This is a genomic window from Enterococcus sp. S22(2020), assembly GCF_020295385.1.
Taxonomy (GTDB): Bacteria; Bacillota; Bacilli; order Lactobacillales; family Enterococcaceae; genus Enterococcus_L; species Enterococcus_L dunnyi.
The window spans coordinates 573,983-596,499 of record NZ_JACFUD010000002.1 but is presented as its reverse complement, the minus strand read 5'-3'; the positions used below and the strand labels follow the sequence as shown (position 1 = coordinate 596,499).

Below are 22,517 nucleotides of genomic sequence, written 5' to 3'. Positions count from 1 at the left end.
ATTATGCTCCTTTCAAATAATCACATTATAAAAACAGCTGTGAGCACCTGTATGACAAGCAGGTCCCGTCTGTTCTACAGTGATCAGTAATGTATCTTGATCGCAATCCAGTACAATTTCTTTGACCTTTTGCTGATTTCCGCTTGTTTCGCCTTTGTTCCAGAGCTTTTGCCGCGAACGAGAATAAAACCAAGTCTTTTTCGTCTCGAGCGTTTTTTGATAGCTCTCTTCATTCATATATGCCAACATCAACACATCTTTGCTGCTTTCTTCTACAATGATCGCTGGTACTAATCCTTTAGAAAAATCTGGCTTCATCGGCGCACCTCCACTCCATTGTCTCTTAGTGTTTCTTTTAAGGTTGGTATTTTGACCTCTCCATAATGAAAAATACTTGCAGCTAATGCTGCTGAAACCGTCGTCTCTTTAAAGACTTCTACAATATCTTCAGCATTTCCACAGCCGCCAGAAGCGATGACAGGAACATTGACCGCTGCACAAATCGCTTGATTTAAAGCAAGATCATATCCTTTTTTAGTACCATCGGCATCCATACTTGTCAATAAAATTTCCCCTGCACCTAAAGCAACTGCCTTTTTAGCCCATTCTACTGCATCTAGCCCAGTATCTTCACGACCGCCCTTTACAAAAACATGCCAGGAATCACCTGTTTTTTTCGCATCGATCGCCACTACGATACATTGGGAACCGAATTTTTCAGCACCTTCTTGAATCAAAGCAGGTCGACTGATAGCTGCCGAATTAAGAGATATTTTATCTGCACCTGCTTGTAGCAGCTGTTTCATGTCTGAAACAGAGCGAATACCTCCACCTACTGTCAAAGGAATAAATACTTCCGCTGCTGTTCTTTCAACAACCTCGACCATTGTTTTTCGTTCATCACTGGTCGCTGTAATATCCAAAAAAACAAGTTCATCTGCCCCTTGTTCGTTGTATGCTCTCGCAATATCAACGGGATCGCCCACATCCTTAAGATCTACAAAATTGATCCCTTTTACGACACGCCCTTCAGTCACATCCAAGCAAGGTATGATTCGTTTAGTCAGCACTATTTTCCACCTCCAGCATATCTGCTAATGTGATCGCCCCATTATAGAAAGCCTTCCCTACGATCGCCCCATAAAGGTCCAACTCTGCTAAATCAGTCAAATCTTTTTTACAACTAACACCGCCGGAAGCAATAAGCTTCATCTGCGGCACTACTTTTTTTAGTTCTTGGTAGTGTTCGATCGTTGGTCCTGTCAAGGTGCCATCTTTTGCGATGTCTGTGTAAATGATCGTCTGGACACCGATTGCAGCCATTTCTTTCGCTAATTGTAAGTAGTCTGTTTCACTGACATCCAGCCAGCCGCTGACTGCAACTCGCCCTTCTTTCGCATCGATCCCTACTGCAATTTTATCGCCATACTTTTCAACCGATGATTTGACTAAGTCTGGATCAGTCAATGCAGCAGATCCGATGATCATTCGATCGATCCCTAGCGCTGCATACTCATCGATTTGCTGTAATGTCCGAATACCTCCGCCAACTTCAATTTTGATCCCTGTGCTTTCTTTCATTTGCTGAATCAATGAAGCATTTTCTGCCTGTCCCAATAATGCCCCGTCCAAATCCACGACGTGGATCATCTGGATACCAGCCTTGTGAAATTCATTGACTTGAGCTAATGGGTCTTCATTTACGATCGTTTTCTTTGAAAAATCTCCCTGGACTAACCGAACTGCTTTTCCTTCACGAATATCAATCGCTGGTAATACGTGCATCAACAATAACCTCCTTAAACCCTTGTAAAATGGTCAATCCTTCATCACTACTTTTTTCTGGATGAAACTGTGTGCCAAAAATATTTCCTTTTGAAATCATCGCAGGTACTTTGATCGAGTATTGTACAAACGCATCGATGACATCCGGTTCACAATCAGCATAATAAGAGTGAACAAAATAAACATATTTTCCATGTACTTCTTTTGTGAGTGGTGTGTCATTTGTCACGACCAATTCATTCCATCCCATATGCGGAACTGGCATTGCAGGATCTTCCGGCAGTCGCTCACAGATGCCTTCGATCAATCCCAAGCCTTCTGTAAACCCATTTTCCATACTGCCCTCCAATAATAGCTGCATCCCTAAGCATACGCCTAATATTGGTGTTCCTCGCTGAGCTGCTTCTTTGATCACTTCTACTAATCCGCGTTGTTTTAATTCTTTCATCGCTAAAGAAAAAGCACCCACACCAGGTAAAATCAGTCCTTCTGCAGCTAAAATTTCTTGTGGATCTGCAGAAATTTTATTTTCAAGTCCTACGTGATTTAAGGCTTTTTGAACATTTCGTGTATTTCCTGTATCGTAATCAATGATAATGATCATCTACAAAATTCCTTTCGTGGAGTTGACTCCCTGGATCTCCGGATTTTCTGTTATCGCTTCTCGTAATGCGCGACCCGTTGCTTTGAACAATGCTTCGATTTTATGGTGTGTATTTTTTCCATGTAGAATTTTTAAATGTAGATTCATTTGTGTATTGAAAGCTAGCGCTTGGAAAAATTCTTCAGTCAATTCTGTATCGAATGCGCCTAATTTAGGATTATCAAAGTCTGCATCAAATACTAAGAATGAACGGCCACTCAAATCCAGTGAAGCCATTCCCAATGTTTCGTCCATCGGTACAAAGCTTGTTCCATAACGATTTATTCCTCTTTTATCTCCTAACGCATCCTTTATACACTGACCCAAAACAATTCCTACATCTTCTACAGTATGATGGCTGTCCACCTCCAAATCGCCATTCACGTTAACTTCTAAAGAGATCCTACTGTGACGAGCAAACAATGTTAGCATATGATCGAAAAAGCCAACACCAGTTTGAATAGTTACAGGTTCTTGCTGATCCAAATTCAACCTTAATTCGATCTTCGTTTCTGCAGTGCTTCTGTTTAATGCTGCTGTTCTCATATTCTTTCCTCCTTAACTTTAGTCAAAACGATAATCAACGGCGCGAGCATGAGCTTCCAGGCCTTCTTTTCTAGCTAAAATAGTCACCGCATCTTTCGCATCTGCTAATGCCTCTTTTGTATAGTATGTCACTTGACTATATTTTACGAAGTCATAAACTCCTAAAGGTGAATAAAATTTTGCTGTACCGCTTGTTGGCAACACGTGATTTGTACCAGAAAAATAGTCACCCACGGGTTCACAGGCATAGGCACCTAAAAAGATGGAGCCGGCATTTTTTATTTCATGTAAGTAGCTCATCGGATCAGGAAGCTGAACTTCCAAATGCTCTGGAGCGATCTCGTTCATGACGGTAAACATTGCTTCGATTGTAGGAACGATAATAATTTGTCCCTTGTTTTCAATAGACTGCTCGGCAATCTTTCTACGAGGGAGTGTTTGTAATTGTTTATAAACTTCTTTTTCTACTTGATCTGCCAATCGTTCAGAAGTCGTCACCAAGATCGCTCTCGCTAAGACATCGTGTTCTGCTTGAGAAAGTAGATCTGCTGCTATATACACTGGATTCGCTGTTTCATCTGCTAAAATTCCGATTTCTGAAGGCCCCGCGATCATATCGATACCGACTAAGCCAAATACTTGCTTTTTAGCAGTGGCTACGTAAATATTTCCAGGTCCAACGATTTTATCCACTTTAGAAATACTTTCCGTGCCATAAGCTAGTGCAGCTACGGCTTGTGCGCCGCCCACTTGAAACACTCGGTCAACTCCTGCAATTTTTGCTGCTGCTAAGATCACATCTGGAATACCCGAGCTTGTCGGCGGCGTGACCATGATGATTTCCTTCACTCCTGCGATCTTTGCCGGCAAGACATTCATCAATACAGAAGAAGGATATGCTGCTGTCCCGCCAGGCACATACACCCCTACCCGTTCTAAAGGTAAAACCAATTGTCCGCGTATCACACCTGACTTTTCACTGTCCATAAAATTAGACTGCTTTTGCTTTTCATGGTAACTAATGATATTTTCTTTAGCCTTTTTTAAGCTGTCGATCACTTCTTTTTCTACACGGATATAGCCTTGTTCGATCGTATCCTTACTAACCTCCAGCTGCGTTAGTTCGACGTGGTCGAATTGGCTGGAATAGCGTCTAAGTGCCTGATCCCCATATTGTGCAACTTCTTTAATGATTGTTTCAACTTGTACTTCTACTTCCAGTGTATCATTTTGTACTTGCGTATGTTCACGTTGCAATGCTGTTAAAATTTCAGATGCTTCTCCTTTTAATCTTTTCATCCTCATCGCTCCTCTCTTTCAATAACCGCTTCCAGCTCCGTAAATAATTGAAAAATCGCTTGACGTTTTCGTTTTAACTTCGCTTTATTGACGATCACACGTGCAGAAACAGGGCAAATATCTTCAAAAATTTCCAACCCATTTTCCTTTAGTGTTGTTCCTGTTTCAACGATATCAACGATTGCATCTGCTAATCCTAAAACAGGCGCGATTTCGACAGAGCCTTCGATCTTGATGATTTCTACATCTTCGCCCTTCGCTCGAAAATGTTCAGAAGCAACAGTGGGATATTTTGTAGCGATCCGTTTTCTTTTATAATCATTCGGCTGATAGTCTGGTATCGAAGCGACTGAAAATTTGCACTTTCCGATCCCAAGATCCAGCATTTCATAATAACCAAAGGGATTTTCCAGCAAAACGTCTTTCCCGACGATCCCAATATCTGCCACACCATGACGAACATAGGTCGTCACGTCCGCTGCCTTCACTAATAAAAAAGTAAAGCTTCGATCAGGACTGTCGAAAATCAATTTCCGTTGTTTGTCCATCATAAATGAAATATCGATCCCCGCTTTTTCAAAAAGTGCCAGCGTTTGCTTCTCTAATCGTCCTTTGGTCAAGGCAATCGTTAGTTTAGTCATATTCATTCACCGCCTTTTTCGTCTGGATTCCCTGTTCATCGATTTCAATGATTTGCTTATAGTGCCATTTTTTCCCGTAATTCAGTGCTTCTTCCAACGAGTCAAATAGAGATAATTGATACCCCGTATTTTCTTTGACTAAAGCCTCTGCTTGCGGCAAGGAAGCTAGTGAACTATGAACTAATGTTGTTGGTTGATTCAAAGCAGCCAGTTCTCCGCATTGATACTGGATCGCTACTAAAGTATCTAAATTGATGCCCAAACCAACAGCCGGAATCATCTTCGAGCCAAATTGTTCAGCTAAATGATCATAACGACCGCCCCGTAAAAAGATATCTGCTGCAAGGTCTGCATAGCCACTGAATAAAACACCTGTATAATAATCCATCAATGCCACATGACCTAAATCAAGCGTCAATGACAAGTCTGGATATTGTCTGTTCATCACTGTTGTCAATTCTTCCAATTCCCCGATCACCTGCATGATCTCTGATTCCTTTGGCAGTATCGTTCTTGCTTTCTCTATAACTTCTGTTGCTTCACCAAACAATTCCGGGATAGCACGGATAAACGCATCTAGTTTACTTGGATGTTTTGCCGTGAATCGTGATAGATCAGTCAAATTTTTATTTTCAAAACAGCTTTGTAAGCCACTTTTTTCTTTTGCGTTTAAATTTAATGACGAAACGATCAAACGAAAAATTTGGGCATGCCCTAACTCGATGTGAAAGTTGGGAATAGCCAATGTATTTAAGATGTCTACTGCACAAGCCAAACACTCCACTTCTGCTTTCAGCGAAGAATAACCGATCAATTCGATGCCCGCTTGTGTCAGCTCATTTTGTTCTCCTAACATTTCATCATTCGCTCTAAAAATTTTCCCGCTATATGATAATTTCAATGGCGGCTGGATTCCTGCTGTAGCAATTACCCGACCGATCGGCTTAGTCATATCAGGACGTAAAACTAACAATCGTCCATTTTTATCAAAAAAGCGGTAGCAGTCTTGCAGATTGCTGTCTTTATTCAAAAAAACTTCCTCAAACTCGATGATCGGTGTATCTACCCGTTGATAACCTCTATGTGTCACAACATCATTGACTTTTTTTTCTAATTGATAAGCACCATTAGCTTCTCGAAATAATTTATCTCTCGTTCCTGATGGTAAGCTGCGGTTCCATTTCATTTTTTTCCCTCCTCAAAAGCTGTTTGTTAAATAAAAAAATCGTCCCCTTGGCAAATAAGCCAAGAGGACGAGAAATTTTCACGTGGTCCCACCTCAGATTCGTCTTTATCTCACGACAAAAACCTCTGCTAGTTCAATAACTAAAAAGCGATAACGGGCTCTCCGATTTTTCCTACTGATTCATAATAAATTTCCGAATGATTTTTCAGAAAAACAACTGACAGGCGTGTTCAATGAGGAATCGCTATTTCCTTGCAGCATCCGGAAACTCTCTGAAACGAATCGATTCATTTACTATTCTGATCACCGTTTTTTCATTTGATTCTCATATATTTCTAAACAATTTATCACGAATTTTGAATTTAGTCAATAGTTATTTTGGGAAAATACAACTTCGCACCACAGGAAATCTTTTTAGCAAACATATCAGGTATACTAAACTTATTCGTAATAAAGGAGTTTTTTATGACACCAGATATGTTGAATCACTTACTGAACGAGATCGAGGAACATCTGACTGTCGATCTGACAGCAGAAGAACTAGCAAAAAAGAGCGGTTATTCTGTTTACTATTTTTATCGACTATTCTCTTTGAATATAGGAAAATCTTTTTCAGCTTATCAATTAGACCGACGCTTAAAAAAGGTTCTTCAAGCTGCCCAACAAGGGCAAACATTTTCATCCGCTTCTGCGTTGTATGGGTTTGATACTTACGCTGGATTTTACAAAGCGTTTATAAAAGAATACGGCTGCTCCCCTAGAAAATATTTAGCAATACATAAAAATGAAATAAAAAATATAGAACTCCTGGAGGTGACCTTTATGCGTTTAAACACACGAGAAATAAAAGAGCTACTAAAAAATTGGCCTATCGATCCAACCTTAAAAATAAACAATGTTTCTCCTGTTCAAAGCTTCAATCATACCAAGAATGTCTGGGCAATTGGGGAAGAATACTTTTTGCATCAAACCACAGATCGAAGTGGCGAGCTTAAAAATATCGCCATCGCAGAGGCTTTGCAAAAACAAAACTTTGCTTCTTCTTTGCCAATTCCTACAAGAAACGGACAGTTGTTTATTGAAAACGACTCTTTGATTTTATTAAAAAAAGGGATCGATGGTGCCGCTCTATCCCTCAAAGATATCCTTTCATCGCGATCAAAACAATATGCACTCGCTTATGGACAAGCAATCGCCCGACTTCACCAAGCATTTTTAGCGTTGGATACTCAAATTTTATGCGACACCTCTGATTTATTTTCGTTACTCAAAACTTGGGCTGTTCCTAACGTAAAAAAGCAAGCACAGCAATGGAATCTAGCTATTCCAAATGATTTTTTTGACAACTATCTTGTTGCGTTTGAACAGTTCCAAGGAAAGTTGCCGATTCAAATCATCCATCGCGATCCTAATTTTAGCAATATCCTATTCTTAGAAAAAACTGTCAACGGATTCATCGACTTTGATTTATCTGAGAAAAATATTCGTTTATTTGATCCCTGTTATTGCGCCACCAGTATTCTAAGTCAAATGACTCCAAGTCAGTATGATGAATGGCCGTCAATTTTAGCCGCTATTTTGCAGGGGTACGATTTAGAATCACCTTTATCACAAGCTGAAAAAGCAGTAGGTTTCCATGTTGTTTGCGCTATTCAACTGATTTGTGTCGCCTATTTTGAAGATCAAGAAAACAAAGATGAGACGTTTAAACGCTTGGCAGCAGCTAATCGGAACATGCTGACATTTATCATCCATCAACAAAAGTTGATACAATCAATTTTTAAAGAAATCAGTCACTAAACAAACAAGGAGACCGAGACAAAACGAAGTATCAGTTTTGTTTCGGTCTTCAAAGCCGAATAGATAGTCAGAAAAAAGGCGCCCTTTCGAAATAACCACTTTTTCTTATCTTCTTTGCTTATTCATTATTTTTGTTAAAGCATCACCGGAAAATAAACATCCACAACATTTTTATCTGCCTCTGTCGTATTCGGATCTGTTTGATAAATCTCAAAAGGTGCTCCAGCCATTTTATAGCCTTTTTCTTCAATCCATTTTACTAACTTACTGTAAACTGAATCTAATTCAGCGTACGGACCGACATACGTAGAAAATGCGCATAAAGAAGAAGAAAGGATTTGAGTCTCTTTTGTCTGTTCCGCAACCGGAACTGCCAGTTCCATATCAGCATTTTCCGGATCAAAGTCCGGGCTATGATAGATCGTCATTGGCGGAGCTGTGGGTGTTAGTTTTTCTATCGTTATTTTCTCAAATAACTCGGCTAAGCATTGACCATATTCGTTCACATTCATAGTTTTTCTGATCGAACGAATATTTCTCTCTGGTACCTCAGTTAATTTCACTTCGATTTTCTGTAAATAAGTCATTAGTTTTTTCCCCTTTTCTAGTGTGTACAGATCATTATCTAAACGATCCAGCAACAAGGAGTAATCCTGCATCTTACGGGTGATTTCTAGTTTCTTTTGAGTGATCGTTTGCTGCAGCAACACTTGATCTTGTCCGCTATTCAATACTTGTTTGATTTCTTCTAAAGAAAACGTATATTCTTTTAGCCGTTTGATCAGCAGAATCGTCTCCAGCTGATCGACATCATAATAACGATAGCCACTGGCTACGTCTGTATAACTTGGTTTTAATAGATTGATTTCATCGTAATAACGCAATGCTTTCTTTGACACTTGGGAAACCTTTGAAAAATCACCAATCGATAGCATGGTTACCTCCTGATTTTTTATTTTTGCCTCGAGACATTCTTAGCATATAGCTTCCAGTAAGGGGAAGGTCAACTGTAAATCGTAAACTTTTTTACGTTGTCTTTTTGATCATCACTACAGCATAATTCAATAATTCAAGCACACGTGAAAAAAACAATGCTTCAGCAAAAGGTTGGTCCTTTTTGAATACACTAGCAGCCTCTTTGAATCGGTGATCGATCGCTTTATATCTGGGAGAAGCAACTTGAAAGCTGCCTCGTTCTTCGAAAATCTGCTTATATTCTGATTCAAAATCAAGCAATTTCGCTACTTTTTTTAAATGTTCAGCTGAAATTTCTATCGTACTTTGAATAAGCTCTTCATTGGTCTCAGTGATTGAGTAGCTCTGTTTTTCAGCGATAAAATAAAGATCTCCATAGACGATCGGATAGCTCTTTTCACCGATATTGATTTGACCGTTTTCGATAAATAATTGCATGATTTTAAGGGTTGTTTGACTTTTTCTTTCTGCTGCAGCTGCTCCTATTGTTTGATACGTACACTGGATTTCCGGTCTCATCTTGCTTCCTTCTTTCCTCTTGATTTTTATTTATTCTAAAAAAGTTCTAAAAAACTGCAGGCAATTCAGTGCAATTTTTCAGAACAGGTAGTGTTGGATCATTCTTATATTTTTAAAGTGTCTCGATCTTTCCATTAAAGTGGATATAGTCTGTCATTGGTGTGATAAATTGAACACTGTCTTCCGACAGGTAAACATTTGGCTTATTTTGATCTTCATATACAAGTAATTCAAGTTCCATACTGAACGATGCGGCCAAAGATAAGTCTTTCGTTTGAAACATAAACGCTTTAGCTTGATTTTCAGTTAGCTTGCCTTCGTCAAATTGAGCTTTGATCAACTCCCACTCTCCGCCCTCAAGTCGCTCACTGATCACCGCTGTATCTGTAATGATTTGACTTGGCTCACCTAGTTTACTGATAACTTCAGCTTTCGTATATTGTGAATAATCCGGCACAAACGCGGAAATATTTCCATCACCTGACGATTCATAACTTACCTCTTCATCATCATCTTCCGGATTCGGAACAAATAGCGAGTCATTTAGCGCTTCATTGCCTTTTGTATTCTCTTTGCTGCTTTCCTTTGTACTTGAAGATTCTTTTTCTTTCGTACTGTACTTTGTTTCTTTGGTCGTGCTTCCAACCGTACTGCTCGAAATCGTTACTTCTTTTGTTGTATTCTCTGTTTCTATTTCTTTTTTGGGTCCGCAGCCGCTGATAAATAACAGCATCAACCCACAAACGATGATCGTCTTTTTCATTGTATATTCTCCTTTAATCCAATCAACCAACCTATATCAAGCTTATCATACCCTGCAATGAAAATAAACATCATTGAATGGCTGACATAGCTACTTACCTTGCATTGACTTGCTCGTCTACGCACATTTTTGTAAGATGATTGTTCGTTAAATCCCACGCTAAAATGGATTATTTTTTTTATACTGGTAAATGTAATGAATAATTGATTTAGGAGAATAAAAATGAACGCAAACCAATTAAAACTATTTATGATGGGCTTGATGGTACTGGATCATCTAGCTCCGTTACTACCTCCACAATTTGTTGTCCCCTTCAATATATTGACGCGTTGTGTTGGTGTATTTTTCGGATTTATGGCTGTTGAAGGCTTCCATTACACTCGTAATCGAAAAAACTATCTGCTCCGCTTATACAGCTGGTCCTTTATCATGTTCGCAGGTAACACGCTACTGAACATGACGGTTTTGAAACAATCGATTTGGCAGCTCCATAACAATATTTTTCTGACCTTAGCGGTCGGTGTCAGCCTTTTATGGGCAATCGATTTTGCCATTCGTATCAAAGAACCGTTTTTTAGAATCTCTGCAAGTATACTGGCATTCATCTTACTCGCTATTTCTATAACTGGAATGGTTGAAGGTGGATTTGTTATTATTCCGTTTATGCTGATTAGTTATTTTTTCAGAACTCGTTCAAAGAAAAGAGATTTGGGGTATTTGATTTTTTCTGTCTGTCTATTGCTCATGGTGATCGTTGGTTTACCTGACTACTCGCTAGAAACAATCAAAATGACTTTAGAAACAAATCCGGAATTTCTATTTATCACTGTAATTCCGTTCATTCATTTGTATAATGGACAAAAAGGCAGCAATAGTCCGTTCTTTAAATATCTTTTTTATGTTTTTTATCCAGCCCATTTATGGCTGATTGCCTTGATTGCTACAACAGTTCACCGTTAAAAAAGCAACACTACTGACGACTGATCGGTCGAAAGCAGTGTTGCTTTTTACTTATATTTTTCCTGAACTTTTTTTGGTAATTTGCTTAAAACTAACGCATAAGATTGTTTTAAAAAGGATACCAGCTGCTCCTCTGTAAAGGAGGAATTTTCCAACTTAAACGAATTCCAATGAGTTTTATTCGCATAATAACCTGGAACGACATCTGAATATTGTTCCCGCAAAATCTCATTTTCTTCAGGTAAGCCTTTAACTGTCATAACTAGCTCACCCTGATTATTTTGACCAAGCATGCAAAATCCTTTCTTCTCGACTTCAAAATAGTCACAATCCCAATCTTCACGATAATAAACGGAAGCTCCTGGCCATTTCTTAGCAGCCTCTTTTAAATAATCGATTCTTTCATCCATCCTAACTTCCTCCTACTCATTACAAAAAAGACTCAACAGGTTGCCGTCCACATCTTTGATGATCGCATAATATTGTCCCCAAAAAGCGTGCCAGGGTTCTTTAAATAATTCGTAGCCAAATCCTTTCATCTTATCACAGACTTGATCTACCTCTTTAGTAGATTCACATAGAAATGCCAACTCGATTTTATCTCCCGCGTCTTTTGGCGGATAACCGTAAATTCCTGCGATCATCTTTTTTGTATTCAATGAAATTCTGATTCCTGCATGATCTAATTCAACATAGTCCGCCTGTTTATCTCCCACCGCTTGGAAACCTAGTCGTTCGTAAAATAGAATCGCATCCTCCATCGATTCTACGATGATTCCTACCATATCAAGTTTCATTTGACTTCACCTTCTCTTGTTTTTTCTTTAGTATAATCAAGTGTCATACTTTTGTCTTGTATTATTCCGACATGCTTGTTGATCTTCTGTGGTGTTAAACCGGTCATTTTTTTCATTTTCTTACTATAATGAGACTGATCGAAAAATGCATATTTTTCTACCAAGTCCAGCTGTTTTATCTGAGGATTCATTAAGATCTCTTGATAAACCTTCTGAAAACGCAATACATCAAATACTTCATACGGAGTCAACCCAATCTCTTCTTTGAACAAACGTTGTAAGCTCCGTTCTGAAATCAGTGTATTAGCAAGAAGCATGTCATAGGATCTATAAGCAGAATAAACATGGATGAAGAGTGGTATCGGTGCAGAAATCTGTCTATCCACACGATTTAGTAGCTTTAGGAAATGCTGATTCAACTCCAAGATCAGCTCAGCAACAGTTGTCTTTCCTGAAAGCTGAACTGCCAGTTCTTCAGCTAAAGCTTTTTCCACTTCTGCCAATGGTCTAAGCTGATTTTTCATTTCTTTGAATGAATGATTTATAAACGGATACATCCCGCCTAAATGAAAACGAATCCCTAAATGAAGGAGTTCTTTTTCAGCATAGGAATAAAAAAAAGCAGTACTCGGACCGCAAAGTTCAATGGATAAAATCTCTAATGACAGACTCAGTTGAATGATCAAGTCTGAACATAAATCTGGAATAATGCGAGCCGGCTCCTGATTTGCTCGAGTGTAGCTGAACCAATAGGATTGAATATATGTACGCAAACGCAGATCAGGTTGGATCTCTTGATAATGGTTTGTCAACTCCTGCCAAACTTTAGGAACATATTCTGTCATACAACTGTCCTCCTTTGATCAAAACACTCGTGATTCCTTCTCACTATCGTTTGTTTCTATCATTATAACATCAATCTGATGAAGCTTAAATTTCTCCATTGCATTTATCTTAATCAAATTTTAATATTTCTCTACTGCATGGACTTCTTTCATTTTTGAGTAAGAAGAGATCATGTAGTAAAAAACATAGAAAACGTTACCATTTCTATGTTTTTTTTACACATCTCTATTTTATAAACGAAACAGTCGTTTTTTTAAAGATTAACATATTATTAAATGGTCAAAAAAAGTTTTTTCTGATAAACTTATCGTGATGGCTTTTTTGAAAGGATGAAATATATGACCCCGAATCGTGAAGACTACCTAAAACTAATTTTTGAATTAGGCGGCGATGAAACGAAGATCAACAACAAACAAATTGTTTCAGGTCTGGATGTTTCCGCAGCATCTGTCAGCGAGATGATTTCAAAATTAGTAAAAGAACAGCTGGTCGAACATTCACCTTATCAAGGTGTTCAGCTCACAGAATCAGGACTGAAAAAAGCTAGTACACTGATTCGCAAGCATCGATTGTGGGAAGTGTTTTTAGTTGAACACTTAAATTATTCCTGGAATGAAGTTCACGATGATGCGGAAGTACTGGAGCACGTTACTTCTCAAACTTTGGCTAATCGCTTATCAGAGTATTTAAACCAGCCAAAATTTTGTCCCCATGGCGGAGTGATCCCGGAAGATGATCAGCCGGTCCATGAAGAAAAGCGTCAAACCTTGATCGACTATCCTGTTGGGACGACAATCCGAATCGCTCGTGTATTGGATGAAAAAGACCTATTAGACTACCTAGTCTCTATTGACCTGAATATCCACGAGGAATATCAGATAGATGAGATCGCTGCATATGAAGGACCTATCAGCATCAGTAATAAGCAAAAACAATTGGCGGTCAGCTACAAAGCTGCAAGTACGATTTTTGTTGATCCAATAAATGAAAGCGAGGAATTGAAATGAATGAAAAAATAGCATTATTCACAATTTTTGGCGGTACTGGAGATTTAGCGAAACGAAAACTATATCCTTCGTTATTCAGACTATACCGTAAAGGAAATCTAGCTGAGCACTTTGCTGTTATCGGTACGGCAAGAAGAGAATGGACAGATGATCACTATCGTGAGATCGTACGTGAAACAATCAAAGATCTAAATCCGACTGCAGAAGAAGCAGAAGCCTTTTCAAGCCACTTTTACTACCAATCTCACAATGTGAACGACTCAGAGCATTATGACACATTAAAAAAATTGTCAGACAAGCTAAATGAGAAATACGAGCTAGGCGGAAACCATATCTACTACTTAGCAATGGCTCCTCAATTCTTCGGTACGATCGTTCAGCACCTGAAATCCCAAGAGATTTTAACGGAAACAGGCTTTGATCGTTTGATCATTGAAAAACCTTTTGGCTCTGATTATGAGTCTGCTTATCAGCTAAACGAAGAAATCCGTGCTGTTTTCCCTGAGAAAGATATTTTTAGAATCGATCACTATTTAGGAAAAGAAATGATCCAAAACATTTCTGCGATTCGTTTTGCCAATAATATTTTTGAATCTCAATGGAATAATCGCTACATCGATAATGTTCAGATCACTTTTGCTGAAGGGCTTGGTGTTGAAGATCGCGGCGGCTATTACGATCATAGCGGCGCACTGAAAGACATGGTGCAAAACCATATTTTACAAGTCGTTGCTTTGTTAGCGATGGAACCGCCTGTTGCCTTTTCAGAAGCTGAAATCAGATCAGAAAAAGTTAAAGCGCTGCAAGCGATTCGTCTGTATTCTGAAAAAGAAGCCTTGGAAAACTTTGTTCGCGGTCAATATGGTGCCGGCAAATTGGAAGATCAACACTTTGTTAGCTACCGTGAGGAACCAAACGTCGATGAAAACTCTCAAACAGAAACATTTGTTGCAGGTAAGTTTTTGATCGACAACTTCCGTTGGTCAGGCGTTCCATTTTATATCCGCACAGGAAAACGTCTAACTGAAAAAGGAACACGCATCAATATCGTCTTTAAACAAGTTCCGATCAATGTCTTTAAAGATGACGTCGATCATTGCGGAGAGAAAACAGATCTACCGCCAAATGTTTTAACGATTTATATTCAACCGACAGAAGGGTTCTCCCTAACCTTGAACGGCAAAGAAATCGGTCAAGGATTCTCTACGACTCCTGTCAAGTTAGACTACCGTCATAGCGCAGAAACAACAGGAAATAGTCCTGAAGCTTACGAAAAACTATTATTGGATAGTTTAAATGGTGACGGCACAAACTTCTCTCATTGGGATGAAGTAGCTCAATCTTGGCGGATCGTTGATATCATACGTCAAGCTTGGGATAAAACATCGGTTGATTTCCCTAATTACGCAGCAGGTTCAATGGGGCCTGATGCTGCCTTTGACTTACTTGCTCGTGACAATTTTTCTTGGGAATGGCAACCGGACAACTGGTACCGCGAACGTGGCAAACTTTAATATTTATGGAGGAATAAATGAATAAACTAACGATCAAAATCCCGCTTTTTTGTACTGCTGCCCTTCTGACGCTCGGATTGAATACTCTTTCCTATGCTGAAGAAAGCACAACTGTCAGCAGCTCAGATATTGAAACAACAAGAAGCAACGTCCTTTCACCAGCTCAAAATTCAACGGATGAAAGCACAATGAATGCAACTGAAGAGGAAACACAGTCAAGTACCACTACGTCTGAAACAACCGAAGAAAGTACTGAAACACAAGCAGTAAATAGCTCTCTTTACTTCGATGACTATTTTTTACCATCGAATCGATCAGATTTAAATCCGACGATCCAAAGTCGCAGTATCACTCCAGCTCTTTCGATGGATGTCGTCAATGCAGGAGAGGCGAATAGACCAAGCTCACACTTTATCGATATTTCTTCTCATAACGGTTCGATCTCAGTGGCAAACTTTCAAAAGATGAAGAACTACGGAATCAAAGGGGTTGTAGTTAAGCTGACTGAAAGTACTAGCTATGTCAATCCCTATGCGCAAGAGCAGATCAACAACGCAACAGCGGCTGGTCTGAAAGTTTCGGCCTATCATTACGCCCATTATACATCCAGCGCGATTGCTTCTAGTGAAGCGAATTACTTTGCTTCGTTAGCCAATACCTTTAGATTACCTAAGTCGACTGTCATGGTCATCGACATCGAGGAAGGGAAAATGCTAAATGGCTCTCTAACGCCAAATACAACTAGTTTTGTAAATGTTTTAAAAGCCAATGGTTTTTCAAATATCATGTATTACATGAACCGAACTTATGCAACGAGCGGACATTTTTCTGTAAGTACCTTTGGTGCAAAAAATATGTGGGTTGCGCAATATCCTTATACGCCTACTGCTGGAATGAACTGGAATAATGAATTTTCTTCATGGCAGTGGTCTTCTCAATATTATATTCCTGGTATTGCCCATCCTTTTGATATTTCAATGGATTATACTGGGTATCTGGAGAATGGTGCTCAAGGAAAATGGTTGAGTGCTAATCAATACGTGACGATCACTAAAAAGAATTACTCTATTTGGTCAAACTTCAACTTTAATTCAGCTTTGACAAACACAACGAATATTTTCAATAAAACCTATAAGGTTACTGGAAAATACCAGCATATGAACGGTAGCACCTATTACTCTCTTTATGATAACAATGGAAACTGGAAAGGCTATGTCAATGCCGAAGCAACGACAAAAGCGAATGGCGCTCAAGGTCTATGGTTAAGCGAAAACAAATACGTAACACTTACGAAAAAGTCACAAACGATTTGGGGCGATATCAACACCTTCTCTAGTAAAAAAGGTAGTACAAGTGATCACTATCAAAAAACCTTTAAAGTTTCTGGGAAGTACAACCATGCTAATGGGGCTGTTTACTACTCTCTCTATGATAATAATGGAAAATGGATCGGTTATATCAACTCAGATTTTGCAAGTTCTGCATCAGGACCTCAAGGGACTTGGTTAAGTGAAAATAAATATGTAACGTTTACTAAAAAGGGCCAAACAATCTGGGGCGACATCAACACCTTCTCCAGTAAAAAAGGGAACACAACGGATCTTTATCAAAAAACATACAAAGTCTCTGGAAAATACAATCATATTGCAGGTGCCGTTTACTACTCCTTATATGATAATAACAACAAATGGGTCGGTTATATCAATGCCAATGGACCTACTGTCGCTCCTGGACCTCAAGGGACTTGGCTAAGCAATAATGACTATGTAACGATCACAAAGAAAAATACGACTCTTTGGGGGGATATCAATAATTTCTCTAGTAAAAAGGGAAACACAACTGATATCTACCAGCAAACTTTCCACGCTAAAGGAAAATACAATCATATCGCTAACGTTACCTACTACTCTCTTTATGATAATGATGGAAAGTGGATCGGTTATCTAAATTCAAGTGCAGCAACTGTTGCACCTGGTTCACAGGGCATTTGGATCAAGAATGACGAACAAGTAAAAATCAATAAGAAAGACTATACGATTTGGTCTGAAATTGATACATTTTCTGCTAAAAAAGGAAATACTACCGAGATATACGGTGAAACTTATCATGCCAAAGGAATCTACCATCACTTCTCTGGTGCTTCTTATTATTCTCTTTATGATAATACCAGCGGAAAATGGATTGGCTATTTAAATACAAATGCAACGATCGTTACTAAATAAACTAAAAAAGGAACTAAAACGAAATGTCGTCGTTTTAGTTCCTTTTTTAAGGATCACCTATTGAAAATAGCTGGCTATTTTCAATAGGTGATTTAATTCTTTTCTTACTCTTCAAATCCTTCTGCTACTGCTTCAGGATAGTTTTCTTCCACAATGGTTGCACAACGGCCGCATAAATGAGGTAATTTTTCATCTACTCCTACATCCGTACGAACTGCACGACAACGATCACAAGTTTCACCTTCTGCTTTTTCCACAAGGATCGACATGTCTTCAAATTTCTCGACACCATCCGGCACCGTTGCAGCCTTATCAGCTACCTCAAAATCTGATACGATCAATAATTGAGCAATATCAGCATCTACAGCTGTTAATAACTCGCGGATTTGTTCATTAGGATAAACGGTTACCTTAGCCTCTAATGACTTACCGATCAATTTAGAATTCCGTGCTTCTTCTAACGCTTTTAAGACGTTATCTCTAAAGTCCATAAATGCTGCCCATAGATCCAAGAGCTCTTGCTGATTTGCAAATGTTTCATAACCAGGGAACTCAGCCAACTGAACATAGTCCTCTTCTTCTTTCAGGAAGCTCCAAATTTCTTCTGACGTATGCGGAATGATCGGTGTTAACAACTTAGTCAATGCCACAGCAGTTTGATAGAATACCGTCTGCATACAGCGACGTTGGTAATCATTTTCTGCTTCGATATAAACGACATCCTTCGCAAAATCTAAATAGAAGGCAGATAGATCCACTGTTAAGAAATTCATCACAGAACGATAGATTTGCATGAAGTTATACTTCTCATATCCTTTTTCACGAATTTCTTCAATTACTTGGTTTAAACGAACAACCATATATTTATCCACAGAACGTAATTCTTCATAAGGAACGGTATGTTCATTAGGTTGGAAATCACTCGTATTTGCCAATAAGAAGCGCATCGTGTTACGAATCTTACGATAAACCTCTGATACTTGATTCAAGATATCCATCGATACACGAACATCTGCTTCGTAATCCACACTACTTACCCACAGACGTAGAATATCTGCACCCATTTGCTTGATAACTTTATCTGGTAAGATCGTATTCCCTAATGATTTACTCATTTTACGTCCTTCACCATCTAGAGTGAAGCCTTGTGATAAAACAGCTTTATATGGTGCCACACCGTTGATAGCAACACTTGTCGTGATACTTGAGTTAAACCAGCCACGGTATTGGTCAGAACCTTCTAAATACATATCTGCTGGGAATGACAATTCTGGACGTTGACGTAAAACAGCTTCATGAGAAGAACCAGAATCAAACCAAACATCCATGATATCATTTTCTTTAGTAAACGTACCATTTGGTGAACCTGGATGCGTAAAGCCTTCCGGCAATAATTCTTTTGCTTCACGCTTGAACCAAATATTTGATCCATGCTCTGCAAATAAGTTTGCCACATGATCGATCGTTTCTGGTGTGATGATCGCTTCGCCATTTTCTGCATAAAAAATCGGTAACGGAACACCCCATGCGCGTTGACGAGAAATCACCCAGTCCCCACGGTCACGGATCATATTGTATAAACGAGTTTTGCCCCATGGTAAGATCCAGTCGACTTTTTCAACTTCATCTAAAATGTTTTCACGGAACTTATCGATCGACGCAAACCACTGCGGCGTTGCACGATAGATGACTGGTTTTTTTGTACGCCAGTCATGTGGATAACTGTGCGTAAAGAAATCTAACTTTAATAACGCATCTTTTTCATCTAATAGTGCTGTGATCATTGGATTTGCTTTATCGTAGAAAATCCCTTCAAATCCAGGAGCTTCATCAGTAAACACCCCGCGATTATCTACTGGTGAAAGAATATCTAAGTTGTATTTTTTGCTAACGATATAATCGTCTTCACCATGACCAGGTGCTGTATGAACTAAACCTGTACCTGCATCTAAGGTAACGTGATCCCCTAACATAACTAACGACGTACGGTCATAGAAAGGATGTTGAGCAGTCATATATTCCATGTCTTGTCCTGAAATAGTATCAAGGATTTCGACATCTTCCCAACCAATTGCTTCTTTGACTGTATCTAAAAGATCTTTTGCTACTACATACTTTTTCCCGTAAGCTTTTACTACCACGTATTTATATGCTGGATTCACGGAGATTCCAAGATTCGCTGGAAGGGTCCATGGAGTCGTCGTCCAAATAACAAATGATGTATCTGTATCCAGCAATCCTTTGCCATCAACGACTTTAAACGCAACATAGATCGATGGTGATTTGACATCTTTATATTCGATTTCTGCTTCTGCTAATGATGATTCACTTGAAGGTGACCAGTAAATCGGTTTTAGTCCTTTATAAATATACCCTTTTTCGGCCATTTTACCAAAAACACGAATTTCCGCAGCTTCATAAGATGGATCTAAAGTGATATAAGGATGATCCCAATCACCAGCTACACCTAAACGCTTGAAATCATTACGTTGTGTATCGACTTGCGAACGAGCATACTCTTCACATTTTTCACGATATTCGGCCAATGACATTTCTTTTCTTTTGATGCCTTTATTTGTCAATACCTGCTCGATCGGTAAACCATGAGTATCCCAGCCTGGAACATATGGTGAACGGAAGCCTGACATTGATTTCGAACGTACGATGATATCTTTACTGATTTTATTTAAAGAATGACCTAAATGGATATTCCCATTCGCATATGGAGGTCCATCATGAAGAATAAATGTCGGTTTGCCTTCATTTAATTTTTGACGCTTTTCATAAATTTTTTGTTCTTCCCAATCTTTTTGCCATTCGACTTCCCGATTTGGTAAATTTCCTCGCATTGGAAAAGCTGTTTTTCCCAATTGCAATGTTTCTTTCATTTTCATTTTTATTCCTCACTTTCTTTTGTTGCAGTTTGGTATATAGATTAAAGAGATGCAAGTTTACGCTTTCAGCTCTTTTTGTCAGTTGTATTTGTGCTTGAACAACCTTTTTGGATTTTTGACTTTTCACCTGGGCAGTTTGGTGATTCATTACGATTGTTCATCATCTACTCTGACATAGCTAATCATAGTGATTCGGTGTTAAGGACACTTCGCTCACTCTGCTCGCCAAGTACTTTTCAACATCTGCTCTGTCATAGCCAGTCGCAGTGATTCGGTGTTAGGGACACTTCGCTCACTCTGCTCGCCAAGTACTTTTCAACATCTGCTCTGGCATAGCCAGTCGCAGTGTTGAAAAGCAAAAAAGTACCTTCATCCCTAGGGACGAAAGTACTCGTGTTACCACCCAAATTCAAAATAATCAATAGTCATGATTATCTCCTCTGTGATTGGTAACGAAATCACTCGTCAAGTTTTACTATATTCAAACTTGAGTAAAATAGAGGATCTTTTCAACACCAGGGTCTGTCAATCTTTCACTATCATTGACTCGCTAAAAGAATGGCTGTTGACTTTTCTGTTCTATTTCTTTACTAAAATTATTTAGGTTCTTTGTTTAAAAGGTCAAGCATTGCTTTTGGATCGATCGCTGCTTGCTCTAATGTAGGCTGTTCATCTACTACAGGTTCTGTAACAGTTCCTGATGCTGAAGCCTCATCCTCTTTATCTAGCTCTTCAGCAAGTACTTCCTTGATCACTGTGTGAGAGTCACTAACATAGCTTGAGAATGGTTTCAATAATTCATTCCATTCTTCACTCTTCACTTGTTCTAACTGTGTTTCAAGCATCAAGCTTAAACGTTGATGGAAGACACGTGTTTTTTTCTTCAAATCATCTGTCTCAGCAGCTAATTGACGCGCACGGTCAGTTGCATCAGTTAAAATTTCTTTAGCTTTTTCTTCTGCTGAAGCGACTAGATTTGTCGAACGTTTTTCTGCAGATGAAATCATTTCATTCGCTGTGTTTTCGGCAGAAGTAACAATAACTTCTGATTCTTTGTTTGCACTAGTTTTCACTTTATCTGCAGTATCTTGCGCTACAATAATCGATTGATTCAATGCATCTTTCAATTCATTGAAGTATTGTAATTTTTCTTCTGCATGTTTCAAAGATTTTTCAAGTTCACGGTTCTTTTGAAGCGCATCCTCATAGTCTTTCGTTACTTGATCTAAAAAATCATCGACATCGTCTTGATTGTATCCTCTCATTTTTGTAGAGAAGTTTTTGTTTTGAATATCTAATGGAGTTAATGCCATATTCCTTCACCTCTTTGGATTATTTTCGTAAAACTCCCAATAACAAACGAAACTTGTCCTTTTTCGTCTTACCTTCTAGTTCTTGAATTTGAATCCGACCAAACCCTCTAATAGAGACGATATCCAATAAGTCTACTAAAAAATCCGGTCTAGTATTTTCCGTCCAATTCACTTTTACTTTACCAGACTCGATCAACTGTTTCGATCTCTGTCTAGATATATTATATACGCTGGAGATCAAATTATCCAGACGTAATGAGCTGATAGTTGTTCGTTCATGTGTCCAGTCATCTTTTGGAAGAATCAATTCAGTGTATTTACGCGGCTCTAAACGGACAGATATTTTTCCCATTTTTTCTACCTGAACAGACACAAAATTGGCGATTTCCTTAGCAAGAAATACTTGCCAACGCTCTCCATCAGAAATGATATCCCCAAAATATTCACGCTTGATCCCGGTGTTTACAAGTGTACCCAAGACTTTACCATGAGAAAGCGTTGAAAATTTTACTGGATAAACGATTTCAACTAATTCGATTTCAAAATCTTCTTGTTTCGGCTGATAATAATCAGGATAAATCAAACACCTTGTTCGTTCTGCTTGTTCATAGCCTCCATAAAACTGAAATTCAAGTTCACTATCTTGTCTAATCAGTGTTTCTAGAATATACGCTTGTCTAGGATCCAAAAAATCCGTTAGATAAGGAGCATACTGGCTTTCGACTTGTTCTAACCAATCACCCACAGAATCAATAAAAGGATGCTCATCTTTGCGGAAATGTTGGTATACATTTGCGTTCATAGATA

General features: G+C 38.7%; 22 protein-coding genes and 1 other annotated feature. Of the genes, 5 read left to right on the top strand and 17 right to left on the bottom strand.

Annotated elements, in window-relative coordinates:
- Positions 1 to 12: 12 nt before the first annotated feature.
- From hisI to hisZ, 8 genes are read right to left on the bottom strand one after another with little or no spacing between them, the layout of a single operon-like run.
- Positions 13 to 318 (bottom strand): phosphoribosyl-AMP cyclohydrolase, encoded by a 306-nt coding sequence (gene hisI / locus H3T55_RS05700; protein WP_225533694.1) that lies wholly within the window; start codon positions 316 to 318, stop codon positions 13 to 15.
- On the bottom strand, positions 315 to 1,070 hold the full coding sequence (hisF, locus tag H3T55_RS05695) for an imidazole glycerol phosphate synthase subunit HisF (protein ID WP_225533693.1): 756 nt from the start codon (positions 1,068 to 1,070) through the stop codon (positions 315 to 317). The genes hisI and hisF overlap by 4 nt, the downstream gene beginning before the upstream one ends.
- Positions 1,060 to 1,785, bottom strand: coding sequence for a 1-(5-phosphoribosyl)-5-[(5-phosphoribosylamino)methylideneamino]imidazole-4-carboxamide isomerase (gene hisA, locus H3T55_RS05690; RefSeq protein ID WP_225533692.1), 726 nt, complete (start codon positions 1,783 to 1,785; stop codon positions 1,060 to 1,062). The genes hisF and hisA overlap by 11 nt, the downstream gene beginning before the upstream one ends.
- Complete coding sequence (gene hisH, locus H3T55_RS05685) at positions 1,763 to 2,389, bottom strand: imidazole glycerol phosphate synthase subunit HisH (RefSeq protein WP_225533691.1); 627 nt, start codon at positions 2,387 to 2,389, stop codon at positions 1,763 to 1,765. Before hisH ends, hisA begins: the two co-directional genes overlap by 23 nt.
- Positions 2,390 to 2,974, bottom strand: a complete 585-nt coding sequence (hisB, locus tag H3T55_RS05680) for an imidazoleglycerol-phosphate dehydratase HisB (RefSeq protein WP_225533690.1) — start codon at positions 2,972 to 2,974, stop codon at positions 2,390 to 2,392.
- A gap of 18 nt (positions 2,975 to 2,992) precedes the next feature.
- On the bottom strand, positions 2,993 to 4,273 hold the full coding sequence (gene hisD / locus H3T55_RS05675) for a histidinol dehydrogenase (protein WP_225533689.1): 1,281 nt from the start codon (positions 4,271 to 4,273) through the stop codon (positions 2,993 to 2,995).
- 2 nt (positions 4,274 to 4,275) lie between these two features.
- Positions 4,276 to 4,914: an ATP phosphoribosyltransferase gene (gene hisG / locus H3T55_RS05670; RefSeq protein ID WP_225533688.1), complete on the bottom strand. Its 639-nt coding sequence runs from the start codon at positions 4,912 to 4,914 to the stop codon at positions 4,276 to 4,278.
- Positions 4,907 to 6,100: an ATP phosphoribosyltransferase regulatory subunit gene (hisZ, locus tag H3T55_RS05665; RefSeq protein ID WP_225533687.1), complete on the bottom strand. Its 1,194-nt coding sequence runs from the start codon at positions 6,098 to 6,100 to the stop codon at positions 4,907 to 4,909. The genes hisG and hisZ overlap by 8 nt, the downstream gene beginning before the upstream one ends.
- 60 nt (positions 6,101 to 6,160) lie before the next feature.
- Positions 6,161 to 6,416 (bottom strand) — a binding site (T-box leader).
- A 149-nt stretch (positions 6,417 to 6,565) separates the two neighbouring features.
- On the opposite strand from hisZ, the gene H3T55_RS05660 reads away from it, so the two are divergent.
- Positions 6,566 to 7,900 (top strand): helix-turn-helix domain-containing protein, encoded by a 1,335-nt coding sequence (locus H3T55_RS05660; RefSeq protein ID WP_225533686.1) that lies wholly within the window; start codon positions 6,566 to 6,568, stop codon positions 7,898 to 7,900.
- Between the two features lie 134 nt (positions 7,901 to 8,034).
- On the opposite strand, the gene H3T55_RS05655 is transcribed toward H3T55_RS05660, so the two are convergent.
- The 3 genes from H3T55_RS05655 to H3T55_RS05645 all read right to left on the bottom strand — a co-directional run bounded on the left by H3T55_RS05655 (position 8,035) and on the right by H3T55_RS05645 (position 10,157).
- Positions 8,035 to 8,835: a MerR family transcriptional regulator gene (locus H3T55_RS05655; RefSeq protein ID WP_225533685.1), complete on the bottom strand. Its 801-nt coding sequence runs from the start codon at positions 8,833 to 8,835 to the stop codon at positions 8,035 to 8,037.
- Positions 8,836 to 8,926: 91 nt separating this feature from the next.
- Positions 8,927 to 9,394, bottom strand: coding sequence for a hypothetical protein (locus H3T55_RS05650; RefSeq protein ID WP_225533684.1), 468 nt, complete (start codon positions 9,392 to 9,394; stop codon positions 8,927 to 8,929).
- Between the two features lie 112 nt (positions 9,395 to 9,506).
- Positions 9,507 to 10,157: a DUF4947 domain-containing protein gene (locus tag H3T55_RS05645; protein WP_225533683.1), complete on the bottom strand. Its 651-nt coding sequence runs from the start codon at positions 10,155 to 10,157 to the stop codon at positions 9,507 to 9,509.
- Between the two features lie 222 nt (positions 10,158 to 10,379).
- On the opposite strand from H3T55_RS05645, the gene H3T55_RS05640 reads away from it, so the two are divergent.
- Positions 10,380 to 11,117, top strand: coding sequence for a TraX family protein (locus H3T55_RS05640; RefSeq protein WP_087641045.1), 738 nt, complete (start codon positions 10,380 to 10,382; stop codon positions 11,115 to 11,117).
- A gap of 47 nt (positions 11,118 to 11,164) precedes the next feature.
- On the opposite strand, the gene H3T55_RS05635 is transcribed toward H3T55_RS05640, so the two are convergent.
- The 3 genes from H3T55_RS05635 to H3T55_RS05625 are packed head-to-tail and all read right to left on the bottom strand — an operon-like array spanning position 11,165 to position 12,759.
- Entirely contained in the window at positions 11,165 to 11,527 is a 363-nt protein-coding gene (locus H3T55_RS05635; protein WP_225533682.1) for an MmcQ/YjbR family DNA-binding protein, read from the bottom strand.
- A 12-nt stretch (positions 11,528 to 11,539) separates the two neighbouring features.
- Positions 11,540 to 11,914 carry a VOC family protein gene (locus tag H3T55_RS05630; RefSeq protein WP_225533681.1) on the bottom strand — a complete coding sequence of 125 codons (375 nt, stop codon included), beginning with the start codon at positions 11,912 to 11,914 and terminating at the stop codon, positions 11,540 to 11,542.
- A complete protein-coding gene (locus tag H3T55_RS05625) occupies positions 11,911 to 12,759 on the bottom strand; it encodes a helix-turn-helix domain-containing protein (RefSeq protein ID WP_225533680.1) in 849 nt (282 codons plus the stop codon). Before H3T55_RS05625 ends, H3T55_RS05630 begins: the two co-directional genes overlap by 4 nt.
- A gap of 339 nt (positions 12,760 to 13,098) precedes the next feature.
- On the opposite strand from H3T55_RS05625, the gene H3T55_RS05620 reads away from it, so the two are divergent.
- The 3 genes from H3T55_RS05620 to H3T55_RS05610 are packed head-to-tail and all read left to right on the top strand — an operon-like array spanning position 13,099 to position 17,503.
- On the top strand, positions 13,099 to 13,767 hold the full coding sequence (locus H3T55_RS05620) for a metal-dependent transcriptional regulator (protein ID WP_225533679.1): 669 nt from the start codon (positions 13,099 to 13,101) through the stop codon (positions 13,765 to 13,767).
- Positions 13,764 to 15,281, top strand: a complete 1,518-nt coding sequence (gene zwf / locus H3T55_RS05615; protein ID WP_087641040.1) for a glucose-6-phosphate dehydrogenase — start codon at positions 13,764 to 13,766, stop codon at positions 15,279 to 15,281. The genes H3T55_RS05620 and zwf overlap by 4 nt, the downstream gene beginning before the upstream one ends.
- Positions 15,282 to 15,298: 17 nt before the next feature.
- Positions 15,299 to 17,503, top strand: a complete 2,205-nt coding sequence (locus H3T55_RS05610) for a GH25 family lysozyme (protein WP_225533678.1) — start codon at positions 15,299 to 15,301, stop codon at positions 17,501 to 17,503.
- 104 nt (positions 17,504 to 17,607) lie between these two features.
- Here the strand turns inward: H3T55_RS05610 and ileS are convergent, their stop codons facing one another.
- The 3 genes from ileS to H3T55_RS05595 form a co-directional block, all read right to left on the bottom strand.
- The gene (gene ileS, locus H3T55_RS05605; protein WP_225533677.1) at positions 17,608 to 20,397 is read right to left on the bottom strand and encodes an isoleucine--tRNA ligase; all 2,790 of its coding nucleotides are present in this window, start codon (positions 20,395 to 20,397) and stop codon (positions 17,608 to 17,610) included.
- A gap of 596 nt (positions 20,398 to 20,993) precedes the next feature.
- Positions 20,994 to 21,710, bottom strand: a complete 717-nt coding sequence (locus H3T55_RS05600) for a DivIVA domain-containing protein (RefSeq protein WP_087641037.1) — start codon at positions 21,708 to 21,710, stop codon at positions 20,994 to 20,996.
- Between the two features lie 19 nt (positions 21,711 to 21,729).
- On the bottom strand, positions 21,730 to 22,512 hold the full coding sequence (locus H3T55_RS05595; RefSeq protein ID WP_225533676.1) for an RNA-binding protein: 783 nt from the start codon (positions 22,510 to 22,512) through the stop codon (positions 21,730 to 21,732).
- Positions 22,513 to 22,517: the final 5 nt, after the last annotated feature.